11 protein-coding genes and 1 tRNA gene are annotated in these 11,718 nt (G+C 31.7%); 10 read left to right on the forward strand and 2 right to left on the reverse strand.

Features of this window, described 5'->3' with window-relative positions:
- Positions 1-28 precede the first annotated feature (28 nt).
- Complete coding sequence (locus BVC87_RS11125) at positions 29-1,588, reverse strand: choice-of-anchor I family protein (RefSeq protein WP_075342456.1); 1,560 nt, start codon at positions 1,586-1,588, stop codon at positions 29-31.
- Between the two features lie 86 nt (positions 1,589-1,674).
- Entirely contained in the window at positions 1,675-2,556 is an 882-nt protein-coding gene (era, locus tag BVC87_RS11130) for a GTPase Era (RefSeq protein WP_075342457.1), read from the reverse strand.
- A 122-nt stretch (positions 2,557-2,678) separates the two neighbouring features.
- Here era and BVC87_RS11135 point away from each other — a divergent pair.
- From BVC87_RS11135 to BVC87_RS11175, 10 genes are all read left to right on the forward strand, one after another.
- A tRNA-Met gene (locus BVC87_RS11135) sits at positions 2,679-2,751 on the forward strand.
- A gap of 574 nt (positions 2,752-3,325) precedes the next feature.
- Positions 3,326-4,012 carry a Crp/Fnr family transcriptional regulator gene (locus BVC87_RS11140; RefSeq protein WP_075342458.1) on the forward strand — a complete coding sequence of 229 codons (687 nt, stop codon included), beginning with the start codon at positions 3,326-3,328 and terminating at the stop codon, positions 4,010-4,012.
- A 53-nt stretch (positions 4,013-4,065) separates the two neighbouring features.
- The gene (locus tag BVC87_RS11145) at positions 4,066-5,673 is read left to right on the forward strand and encodes a glutamate synthase-related protein (RefSeq protein WP_075342518.1); all 1,608 of its coding nucleotides are present in this window, start codon (positions 4,066-4,068) and stop codon (positions 5,671-5,673) included.
- Positions 5,660-6,166, forward strand: coding sequence for an outer membrane beta-barrel protein (locus BVC87_RS11150; protein ID WP_075342459.1), 507 nt, complete (start codon positions 5,660-5,662; stop codon positions 6,164-6,166). Before BVC87_RS11145 ends, BVC87_RS11150 begins: the two co-directional genes overlap by 14 nt.
- Before the next feature lie 19 nt (positions 6,167-6,185).
- The gene (locus BVC87_RS11155) at positions 6,186-6,968 is read left to right on the forward strand and encodes a mechanosensitive ion channel family protein (RefSeq protein ID WP_075342460.1); all 783 of its coding nucleotides are present in this window, start codon (positions 6,186-6,188) and stop codon (positions 6,966-6,968) included.
- A gap of 8 nt (positions 6,969-6,976) precedes the next feature.
- The gene (locus tag BVC87_RS23400) at positions 6,977-7,153 is read left to right on the forward strand and encodes a hypothetical protein (RefSeq protein WP_159439347.1); all 177 of its coding nucleotides are present in this window, start codon (positions 6,977-6,979) and stop codon (positions 7,151-7,153) included.
- Positions 7,146-7,526, forward strand: coding sequence for a DUF2721 domain-containing protein (locus BVC87_RS11160; RefSeq protein ID WP_075342461.1), 381 nt, complete (start codon positions 7,146-7,148; stop codon positions 7,524-7,526). The genes BVC87_RS23400 and BVC87_RS11160 overlap by 8 nt, the downstream gene beginning before the upstream one ends.
- Positions 7,527-7,531: 5 nt before the next feature.
- Positions 7,532-9,481 carry a thiamine pyrophosphate-dependent enzyme gene (locus tag BVC87_RS11165; RefSeq protein ID WP_075342462.1) on the forward strand — a complete coding sequence of 650 codons (1,950 nt, stop codon included), beginning with the start codon at positions 7,532-7,534 and terminating at the stop codon, positions 9,479-9,481.
- 13 nt (positions 9,482-9,494) lie between these two features.
- Positions 9,495-9,875, forward strand: coding sequence for a YHS domain-containing (seleno)protein (locus tag BVC87_RS11170; protein WP_075342463.1), 381 nt, complete (start codon positions 9,495-9,497; stop codon positions 9,873-9,875).
- 115 nt (positions 9,876-9,990) lie between these two features.
- The gene (locus BVC87_RS11175; protein WP_083629400.1) at positions 9,991-11,250 is read left to right on the forward strand and encodes a cation:proton antiporter; all 1,260 of its coding nucleotides are present in this window, start codon (positions 9,991-9,993) and stop codon (positions 11,248-11,250) included.
- Positions 11,251-11,718 lie beyond the last annotated feature (468 nt).

The raw sequence follows: 11,718 nt of genomic DNA on the forward strand, positions 1-11,718 counted from the left end.
TGTTTTTCTATAAAAAGTGTTTTATATCTTATTTAGAGTAAATGTTTAGCGTTGCACCGCTTGCATCTTCATCTTCATTTGATACTATTAAAAGTGTTTTTCCATTAGGACTATCAGCTGCATCTACGATAGTTAAGCCTTCAGGAGAAGTATTTCGTAATCGTTGAATAAAAATAGGATTATAAATATCTCTAATATTATAGACTAAAACATCTCCACTTCTTTCTAAACCAATTACTGCATATGTATTATCTCCCTTAGTAAAAGTAATTACTGACTCAGGCTCTGTTCCTTTATCGTCTGATCTATTTTCTGGATAGTTTCCAAATTCATATAGAGCTTTAGTTGTAAATTCATTTCCAGAATCGAATAATAAATCACCTGTAGTAGTCCAGATAGAAAAAGAACGCGCTCCATATCCGTAGATTTGATCAATATCACCATCACCATCAGTATCTCCATTAGCCGTAGTTACTTTTAAACGACCTAAATTTTCATCTTTTTGTAACTCTGCAGCATCAGGATAAGCAGTTGGGTCTAATGTTAAATCATCTCCTCTTTCTTCTTCTGAAAAACCATCATAATCTCTAGCATCTCCTTCGTTAGCAGTAATAATATACCCCATACCGTTAATTTCAAAATAATCAATGGCATCAGGTTGGTAAAAACTTAGAACAGGCCATGTTTTTAAATTTCCTATAGTATCATCCTTATCACTTAAATCAAAAAGAACTTCAGAATAATCTTTAGTTCCTAAAGGATAGATGTCTGTAATTGTTTGAGAAGCAATGTCTAATTTAGCAATACCGTTATTTTCTTGCAAAGCAATAAAAGCAGTTTTAGAATCAGAAGAAACAGTAATGTATTCAGGTTCTACGTCTGTACTTAAGTCAGCACCCGAACCAAATACTCTAAATCCTTTAGCTTCAAGAGCTGCTTCTTGTGCATTAAAACTATCAAAGAAAATTTGTGAAGCAGTTTTAGTGGCTACATCTATTAAAGTTACAGAACCTTTAGGGTCGATAGTGTAGTCATCATTAGGTTCTCCTTCATTTGCAGCTAATACATATTTTCCATCAGGAGAAAATGTAACCATATCAGGTAAAGCTCCAGCAGTTATTTCAGCATATGGAATAGTTAAATTATCTGTTTTAAAAATAACTACTTTTCCATTGTCTGTAGCAGTAGCAGCTTCTACAGCTATAGCTAAAAAACCATTATAAGTAGCAACACTATTTACATTTCCACCAAAAGTAGTGACATCAATAGCAGCTTTAATTTGAGGAGAAGAAACATCTGTAAGATCTATAACTTCTACTTCTTTTGCATCAGAATTTGTAGAGAAAATTGTTTGAGTTGCTGGATCGTAAGCAGATATTTCGGTTACACCGTCACCTAAAGCAACTTTAGCCACTGTAGAGAAATAAGTAACGTCCATTCCGTTTGTTCCGTCAGTACCATTTGCCCCATCAGCACCATCTTTTCCGTTAATACCATCAAGACCATCGGTTCCATCTTGACATGAGGTTAGCACGACTAAAGCTCCTAAAAGAACTTTGCCTAAATTTTTTAAGCTTATAAGTTTCATAATGTTGTTGATTGAATAATTTTCCAAAAGTCAACCTTAGTAATAAACTTAATGTTACTTAATTTAAAATTTTAAGTTAGGAATTCTTAATTTTTGTAACCAAAACGTTTCAACTGGTTCTCATTAGATCTCCAGTTCTTATTTACTTTAACATAGAGATCTAAAAATATTTTTTTATCAAAAAAATGTTGTAGACTTTTTCTGGCTTCAGTTCCCACACGTTTTATAGCGTTACCTCTATGACCTATAATAATACCTTTTTGGGTTTCTCGTTCAACCATAATTACAGAACGAATTTTAATAATATTCTCCTCTTCTACAAAACTTTCAGTTTCTACTTCAACAGCATAGGGAATTTCCTTCTTGTATTGTTGTAAGATTTGTTCTCTGATCGTTTCATTAACAAAAAAACGTTCAGGTTTATCTGTAAGTTGATCTTTTGGATAAAATGGAGGAGAGTCGGGTAAAAGTTCAATGATTTTATAAAAAACAGTTTCGACATTAAATCGTTCTAATGCAGAAATTACGTACACAAAAGAGCTAGGAACCTTTTTTCTCCAATATTCAATTTTTTCTTGAACCTGTTCTTGACTAGACAAGTCAATTTTGTTTAATAATAAGATTACAGGAATTTTACTATTGATAATTTTATTGAAAAAAGCTTTGTTTTTCAGCTCCGTTTCTCCAATCTCAACCATATAGATAAGTACATCTGCATCATCAAAAGCAGATTTTACAAAATCCATCATAGAATCTTGTAATTCATACGCAGGTTTTATAATACCAGGAGTATCAGAAAAAACTATTTGATAATCTTCTCCATTTACAATTCCTAATATTCTATGCCTTGTAGTTTGCGCTTTGGAAGTAATAATAGATAATTTTTCACCTACCAAAGCATTCATTAAGGTTGATTTTCCAACATTAGGGTTTCCAATAATGTTTACAAATCCTGCTTTATGTGTCATAAAGGCAAAGGTAAGTGTTTTTTAGCGTGAAGATTAGAAACTGCTAAAAATACTTTTTTGAAAAAAAGTGAAATTAAATTTGGATATAAGAGAAAAAAGAATGTATCTTTGCCGTCCGATATCGCGGGATAGAGCAGTAGGCAGCTCGTCGGGCTCATAACCCGAAGGTCGCTGGTTCGAGTCCAGCTCCCGCTACTAGATTTGACAAGGCTTTCAAGAAATTGAAAGCCTTTTTTTATGACTCGGGTTAAACAATGGTTAAACATTTTGCTGTTCAACATGGTTCAATATGATTTGTTGTGAATTATAATTATTGGGTTTTATAAGATTTCAAGCGCTTGAAAAAATGATTAACATATCTTTAAAAATTAAGTTTACGCCTTTTTAAAATAGATTTATAACCTTCTCTTAAGTACCATTTCACTTTTTTTATTTATTAGGTAGTATTCGATTTATTCAGATATGGTATAATTTCCTTATTTATCAAACTCAATTGAATTATGAAAATTAATAGGATGCTAGGCTTTACGGAAGTAAAAGTAACTGATGTTAGCTCTTAAAAATAAGAAATTTAATACTTACTCTACCTTATATTTCGTCCTTATCAAATACAATTTAACATCAAGTAGTTAGATTTAAAAAAAATCTAAAGATTATTCGCAACTATTACCATAAAAAAACTAAAGTGTCGCGTAAAGTAACTTTTTAAAAATAAGAGCTTTGGATAAAAGTAATTATTAATTAGTTTTACATCAAACTTTATAGATAATTGAAAAATCAAACTAAATATTGGTTTTTAGAAGGATTTAATCTTTTTAAAAAATTAGGAATAGTAAACATGATGAAAATCTGTGAAATTCTTGACATGGATCAGATTGATAAAGGTGGGATTATAGAATTAAATAATGGGGGTAAAAAAAATGTGTTCTTTTTAAAAAAAGGAACAATTAAAATTGTAGATCAAGCCAATAATCATGTGAAATATATTGTGAAAAGGGGAAATGTCTTTGGTGAATTGGCTTTATATGAAGAAGGAAATAAAACCAATGAAATAGCATATGCGTTAGAGGACTGCGTTATTTGCTATATTGAATCAGAAATGATGGATGTATTAATGCAAAAACATAAATCGCTTAAAAATGGAGTGCTTAAAATTTACGGATTACGCATAAAAAAGTTAGAAAGAAGGTTAAACGATTTATTATATAAAGACAGTAATACTAGAATTAAAGAATTTATTTTTGATTACCTTGAAGAGTTTGGTGAACATGAAGAAGAACACATTATAAAAGCCAAAAACTTACTAACACATTCTGATATTGCCAATCTCACAAATACTTCTAGACAAACAGTTAATAATGTAATGAGTAGTTTAAGAAAAAAAGGAATCATAACATACGACACCAAGTTTATTTCTACAACTAAAGAAGACTTAAAAGAATTTAAAATGTCTTAAACACATTTACTACTATAAAACACACAATGAAATTAAATTTAAACACACCAAATATGAAGAAACCAATAGCGCTTGTAAAAGTTAGCGATTTAAAAAATAAAATACCAACACATGCTATAGTTAATGGTCTAGATTTAGTTGTCGTAAAATTCGATGATAGTATTTCTGTTCTTTATGGAAGATGTCTGCATAGAGGTGCTTTAATGTCTGATGGAAGAGTAGAAGGAAACAATTTAATTTGTGGGTTACATGGTTGGGACTATAGGGTAGATTCAGGAATTTCTGAATATAATAATAAAGAAGTACTACATAAATTTTCAACTAAAATAGAAGGAGATAACGTATTTGTTGATGAGTTTGAAATAAATGCTTACTTGCAAAATAACCCACAACCATTTAACCGTGATGAGTATCAAGGAGCTTATGCAGATACACATCCTGAAGATACAGAGCCTTATACCTTATATATAAAAGAGTTGGCTAAAAATGGACTTAAAAATTTGGGACATCATGGATTTTCAGGATCCATGGGAGTAGATAGAAATACCTTACCTAAATGGAGTGATATTCAATTTTTACCCGCACAATTAGCCACAAGGCCTTTGTTAGATGAAGATAAAGTTGCTACCAAAGTGGTGATAGGACCAAAAGCCAAAAAACCACTGGTACTTGACACCCCTTTATTTGTAAGTGATATGAGTTTTGGAGCATTGTCTAGAGAAGCTAAAATAGCTTTATCTAAGGGAGCTGAGATGGCAGGAACCGGAATTTGTTCTGGGGAAGGAGGAATGCTACCTGAAGAACAATCAAATAATTCAAAATATTTTTATGAATTAGCCTCTGCTCAATTTGGTTTCTCTTGGGATAAATTAGATGCTGTTCAAGCATTTCATTTTAAAGCTGGTCAAGGTGCTAAAACAGGTACCGGTGGACATTTACCAGGAAATAAAGTAAGTAAAGAAATAGCTGAAGTAAGAGGGTTAAATGAAGGAGAAACAGCAATCTCTCCAGCTGCAAATCCTAATTTTCATTCGGTACAAGACTTTAGAGATTTTGCCGACAAAGTAAGAGAGCGTACAGGGGGAATTCCTATTGGGTTTAAACTAGCAGCTAGCCATGTAGAACAAGATATTCAATTTGCTTTAGATGCAGGCGCAGATTATATTATACTTGATGGAAGAGGTGGTGGAACGGGTTCTGCGCCAACTATTTTAAGAGATAATATTAATGTTCCAACAATACCTGCATTAGCAAGAGCAAGAAAATATTTAGATAAAGTTGGGGCTAAAGATGTTACCTTAATTATTACGGGAGGACTAAGGATTGCTGAGGACTTTGCAAAGGCAATGATGTTAGGAGCTGATGCTATTGCTGTATCTAATTCAGCATTACAAGCCATTGGTTGTTTAGGAATGCGAGCCTGTGGAAGTAACAATTGTCCTGTTGGAATTGCTACACAAAAAGAGTCATTAAGAAGTCGATTAATTATAGAATCATCAGCCAAACAATTATACAATTATTTCACTGCTACTAATGATTTAATTAAAGTCGTGGCTCGCTCTTGTGGATATGATGATATCAATAAGTTCAATTTTAATGATTTATCTACTTTTAATAGAGGCATGCATCATCTAACAGGAATTCATTATGCTGGAGTATAAAAGAATTGTACTCCTCTTACTTTTTAGTATTCAAATTGTTATTGCTCAGGAACACGAAAATCAAGAAGCAAGTATTTTTGTTGGGGTTGGTCCTACATTGGAATTAGCTAATAATTTCTACGGAGTTAATGCAAGAGTATATTATGGAATAAATGAAAAGATTTGTTTTGGACCTGAAGTTTCTTATTTACCCTTTCAAAGAGTAAAAGAAGATGTAGAACAATCAATTTTAGATCTAAATATAAATGCACATTATATTATCGAGCTCAGTGAAAAAATAGGAGTGTATGGATTATCAGGTTTAAATTATACCAAGGATACTAAACGTTTTTTACATGAAGATGAAGTAGAAAAAGCGTTTGGGTTAAATTACGGAGCTGGTTTACATTATCGTATACAAAATTGGTTCTTTTTTACAGAATTTAAAGGAATAATAGGACACTTGAACGATGAATTTATAACGATAGGAACTATTGTAAATATTCCTATTTAGTTAACAAAACTTAGTACTAATGTTTATTAATTTATCAATCGTTTTAGGATTTTTTATAATTCTGTTTTTACTGGTAGGCGTTGTTGTACGTAAGAGAACAGCAAAAAATAAACCTGTGGTAGCACCTAAAATAATGAGGTATTTAGTGTTGCCAACAGGATTTATTTACAGTATTTGTCTATTTGTTTTTGAGTTATCAAGGAGCCACATTCCTGTTAAAATTACAGAGACTATTTTAATCATTTTTGGAATATCTTTTTTAATTCAAACGATGAATCACTTACTTTTTTCTGAAGATAATGTATTTACTAAAAAAGAAGCCATCCCTAAATTAAGAAGAGACATGATTCAATTTCTATTAGTTCTTGTTTCTAGTGCTTTTGTGTTTTCTGCAATTTGGGAATTCGATTTAAGACACCTCTTAACAGCTTTAGGAGTTGGTTCTTTCGTATTGAGCTTAGAGCTACTAGAACCTTTAGGAAATTTATTTAATGGTATTGCATTACTCATAGCCAAAACTTTCGAGAAAGGAGATTGGGTAGAAATCGGAGGTGATACAGGTAAAATTGTAGATATGAATTGGCGATCAGTAAAAATACTCAACAGGTTTAATGAATTGATCATTATTCCTAACAATACTGTAAGGAAAGAACGAATTAAAAATTTAAGCCGTCCAAGTAAAATTCACGCAGAATCTATTGAAATCGGCTTTTCATACAAAAACAATCCTAAAAAGGTTAAAAAAGTGTTAGTTGACACCTGCACAAAAATAAATGGGATTTTAAAAAAACATCTCCTGTAGCTATCACATTGTCCTACAATAACTTTTATATCAATTATGGATTAAAGTTTTTTATCAACGATTTTGAAGATCAAATTTTAGTAAAAGATAAAATCATAACTGAAATTTATGAAATGGCGAAAGCAAATGAGCTTACCATTCCATATCCAATACAAGAGCTACATTTAAAACACAATTATGAATAACTGGTATTTACCCATTACTATAGTCCCAGGTATAGGATTACTTATTCTATCTACCTCTAATTTAATGATCACATTAAGTAACGAAATAAATAACTTAATTACTAAAAATCTGTCTGAAGCTATTATTAAAAGAAAATTAACACAATTAAAAACTTTAAACCGAACCATGGTTTTTTTCTATCTAGCTATTGCTTGTTTAGCTACTTCAGGATTAATTGGAGGATTAGAGTTTAACCATAAAATAGGGTCATATATCAGCATTTTAGGAGTAATACTAATGCTTATCGGGTTAATCTTTTTAGTAAAATACTCCTATAAAGCTGTTAGTATAAGACAAGATCAGTTTAAAAATCACTCAAACCATAAAAAATAGTTTTCATGAAAACCAAAACAAAATGGTATAAAGTACTCGATAATAAAAAAAGCCTACCAGAAGGAAGAGTACAAACAGTTACAGCCGGACATCAAGGTATTTGTTTAACACATTATGAAGGTAAATTTTCTGCTTTAGATAACAAATGTCCACATCAAGGAGGACCATTAGGAGAAGGTTCTATTGAAAATGGCATGTTACGTTGTCCTTGGCATGGCTGGGATTTTAACCCTTGCACAGGATTACCGCCTGGGGGCTATGATGATGGTGTGAAAACATTTGAAATTAAAGAAGAGGAAGAGGCTATTTATGTAGGTGTACCCGTGGAAGAAGAACACGAGGATACAATTTCAGATGTCATGATTCAAACTATGGTAAATTGGGGAGTTGATACTGTTTTCGGTATGGTTGGTCACTCTAATCTTGGTGTTGCAGACGCCATGATGCGTGAAGAAGCAAAAGGAAAGCTTCAATTCTTTGGGATTAGACATGAAGGTGCAGCTGCTTTTGCAGCTTCTGCATATGGAAAACTTACAGGAAAACCTGCGGTATGCTTTGGAATTGCTGGACCTGGTTCTACCAATATGTTTACGGGAATGTGGGATGCCAAAGTAGACCGTACTCCGTTATTAGCATTTTCTGGTCAAGTGAATACACAGGTTATGGGAACAGGAGCATTTCAAGAAGTAGATTTAGTAAAAGCATTTCAAACTGTTGCAGATTTTAATCATGCTGTGTACCACAATTCTAAACACAGTGAATTAATGAGTTTAGCTATAAAAAGTGCTTTATTACATAGGAATGTTTCACACATTACTTTTCCTGATGAAGTAGCTTTTTTACCAAAACCGAAATCTGAAGAAGCACAAACACCAGAAGGACGAATTACACCCATGAATATTTCTCCACCCAAACAAATGGTTGAGAAAGCGGTAAACATGATTAAAGAGGCTGAAAAACCTGCGATTATTGTTGGACATGGAGCTCGTTTTCACATGGATGCAATTATTTCTTTTGCTGAAAAATTAAAATGCCCCGTAATAACAACTTTTAAAGGTAAAGGACTAATCTCTGACGCACATGAATTAGGTTGTGGTGTATTGGGGAGAAGCGGAACGCCTATTGCATCTTGGTTTATGAATGAAAGCGATTTACTCATTGTTTTAGGAGCTTCATTTTCAAATCACACAGGTATTACACCTAAAAAACCAATTATTCAAGTGGATTACGATCCAACAGCATTGAGTAAATTTCATAAAATTGATGCTGCTTTGTGGGGAGAAATTTCTGAAACGCTATCCTTAATTGAAGAAAAAACTTTAGGAAAAACTAGCACTATAGACCGTAGAAAAGAAATTGCAGAAAGATGGACTATTTGGAAGGAAGAAAAAGCAAGCAGATTAAAAGATGAAAGTGAAATCGGCTTAAGTTCTATTGCAGTATTTGAAGCAATGAATAACGTTGTTCCTGAAAATGCCGTAATAGCTGTAGATGTAGGTAACAATACCTACTCTTTTGGTCGCTATTTTGAACCAAAGCATCAATCTATTTTAATGTCTGGTTATTTGGGCTCTATAGGATTTTCATTACCTGCTGCTATGGGAGCTTGGGCTGCAAAAGGGAAAGAAAGACCTATATGGTCTATATCTGGAGATGGAGGTTTTGGACAATACCTAGGTGAAATGATGACACTCGTTAAATATAACATGAATATAAAGCACGTGCTTTTAAACAATTCTGAACTAGGAAAAATTTCAAAAGAACAAAAAGCGGCAGAATTAGACGTTTGGAAAACAAGTTTGCATAATATAAGTTTTGCTAAGTATGCTGAAAATTGCGGTGCTTTAGGAATTCGAGTAACAAAAAAAGAAGAGTTAATTCCTGCTTTAGAACAATTAAAAGCTCATGAAGGTCCTGCATTGTTAGAAATAATAACAGATTCCAAATTAATTTAAAACTATTGTAACCATGAAATTAAATTTAAAAAATAAAATAGCTGCGCAACAGTACGATGTAGTCTCTTTTTTTGACAAGAAATCTAAAAAAGGTAATGAGCATTATACTGCTAATTATGGAGAGGGAAAATTTTTATTTTCTTCTTTGCAAAACCAGCAAAAGTTTGAAGCCAATCCTGAAAAATATATTCCACAATACGGAGGATTTTGTGCCATAGCAATGTCTGAAGATAAAGAAGCAGATCCTAATCCTAAAAGTTGGGAACTTAGAGATGGAAAATTATACTTTTTCACGCGTATGCTTTTTGGTATTATAGATGCCAAACGTCAATGGGTTAAAGATCCAATTGCAAAAAGAGCCTTAGCTGATAAAGCTTGGGAAAAAAGAAAATAATCATTTATAAAACCGTCTAAAGAGTATAATTTCAATTAAAGTACTTCTAATTTAAAAGATGTTATGCTATTGAAAATACTTTTAGGCAGTTTTTTCACTCAAAAAACACATCACTATGTTTGAATCGTTTAGTATCATTTTTACCATTGCAGCCTTTTTTAGTTTTATAAATTATAAATGGTTAAAATTACCCACTACCATAGGACTTATGATTTTGAGCATCTTATTAGTATTATTAATAAGTGTAAGTAAAACAACTTTACCATCAGTCTATAATTTCTTCTGTGATATGGTACTCAATGCAGATTTTAAAACGTTACTATTAGATGTAATTTTAAGTTTTTTATTGTTTGCTGGAGCATTACATGTCAATTTATCTTCTTTAGCTAAAGAGAAAACTTCTATTATACTATTTGCTACTTTAGGAGTTTTAATTTCCACTTCTGTGGTAGGAGGACTGCTGTATTTTGCAACGCAATTGCTAAATATTTCGCTTCCATTTATACATGCTTTATTATTTGGAGCATTAATTTCCCCTACGGATCCTATTGCTGTTATGGCAATTTTAAAAAAAGCAAATATTCAAGAAAAATTAAGTATTAAAATAGAGGGAGAATCATTATTTAATGATGGAATTGGTGTTGTTGTTTTTACTGGTATTCTGTTAATTGCATCCGTAACTAGTGGACATCATACGAATGAAGTTGTGTTTGAAATAGGTACGTTATTTCTTGAGGAAGCTGTTGGAGGTATTCTATATGGCTTACTTCTTGGGTATTTAGGATATAGGTGTATTCATAGTTTGAAAAACAATCCACATTTGGCTGTAATTATAAGTTTAGCTATTGTTTTAGGAGGCTATACTTTAGCTTCTAAATTAGGAGTATCTGGACCTTTAGCTATGGTGGTTGCTGGACTTATCATTGGAAATAAAATACATGTTAATATCAATACAACCGAAGTTCAACAAGCATTAACCGAATTTTGGGGAATTTTAGATGAAGTTTTTAATGGAGTATTGTTTGTATTAATGGGACTAGCAGCTCATTTATTGTCGTTTAACTCATCTTTTATGTTATTAGGAATTGTAACTATTGGTATTGTTTTAATCGCAAGGTTTAGTGCTGTTTTTTTACCGTATGCTCTACTTAAACATGAGAATGAAAATCAAATGAAAGCAATATCTATTTTAACATGGGGAGGCCTTCGAGGTGGTATTTCTTTAGCTTTAGCGTTAAGTTTAGATGAAAATTTGTCGGGTAACCTTTTATTACATATCACTTATATTGTAGTAGTGTTTTCTATTTTAATTCAAGGGTTAACTATTGGTAAATTGGTAAAAAAAATGTATCCTAAAAAGCATTATAAGATGTAATCTATGAATTCACATTACCTGAAGATTTCAGGTTCGAGTTCAGTTTTCGATGCTAAATTTAACAGGGCTTTCAAGAAATTGAAAGTCTTTTTTTATGATTCGGGTTAAACATTTTGCTGTTCAAAATGGTTCGATATGATTTGTTTCATATGTAGAATAATCTAATTTTGGTCATATTGAATTATAAAAACGTAGATTGACTAGAACAGTTTACGTATTCAAAATTTGTAATGGTTAGTTCAGATATTATCAATTCCATTGATTGATGAATGCAATTTAAATCAGAATTTCGATTAATGTTTAAGAGAGTTTTAAATACTGATTTGAAACTATAATCACCTAATCTTTTAAAAAATTTAACGAACGGATTTATAACTTAGTATTGCTATTAGAATAACTCCAACATTAACATAGTAGAAATAATAAATTAAAAAATAGTTGTTTTTTTAATTTATTTGTAATCAAGTT

The organism is Tenacibaculum agarivorans, from assembly GCF_001936575.1.
In the GTDB taxonomy this organism is placed as follows: Bacteria; Bacteroidota; Bacteroidia; order Flavobacteriales; family Flavobacteriaceae; genus Polaribacter; species Polaribacter agarivorans.

Excerpts from the sequence above, each read along its gene's own strand:
- BVC87_RS11155 (WP_075342460.1), top strand. The coding sequence starts at position 6,186 with ATGTTTATTAATTTATCAATCGTTTTAGGATTTTTTATAATTCTGTTT.
- BVC87_RS11160 (WP_075342461.1), top strand. The coding sequence starts at position 7,146 with ATGAATAACTGGTATTTACCCATTACTATAGTCCCAGGTATAGGATTA.
- BVC87_RS11170 (WP_075342463.1), top strand. The coding sequence starts at position 9,495 with ATGAAATTAAATTTAAAAAATAAAATAGCTGCGCAACAGTACGATGTA.
- BVC87_RS11175 (WP_083629400.1), top strand. The coding sequence starts at position 9,991 with ATGTTTGAATCGTTTAGTATCATTTTTACCATTGCAGCCTTTTTTAGT.
- BVC87_RS11150 (WP_075342459.1), top strand. The coding sequence starts at position 5,660 with ATGCTGGAGTATAAAAGAATTGTACTCCTCTTACTTTTTAGTATTCAA.
- BVC87_RS11165 (WP_075342462.1), top strand. The coding sequence starts at position 7,532 with ATGAAAACCAAAACAAAATGGTATAAAGTACTCGATAATAAAAAAAGC.
- BVC87_RS11145 (WP_075342518.1), top strand. The coding sequence starts at position 4,066 with ATGAAGAAACCAATAGCGCTTGTAAAAGTTAGCGATTTAAAAAATAAA.
- BVC87_RS11125 (WP_075342456.1), bottom strand. The coding sequence starts at position 1,588 with ATGAAACTTATAAGCTTAAAAAATTTAGGCAAAGTTCTTTTAGGAGCT.
- era (WP_075342457.1), bottom strand. The coding sequence starts at position 2,556 with ATGACACATAAAGCAGGATTTGTAAACATTATTGGAAACCCTAATGTT.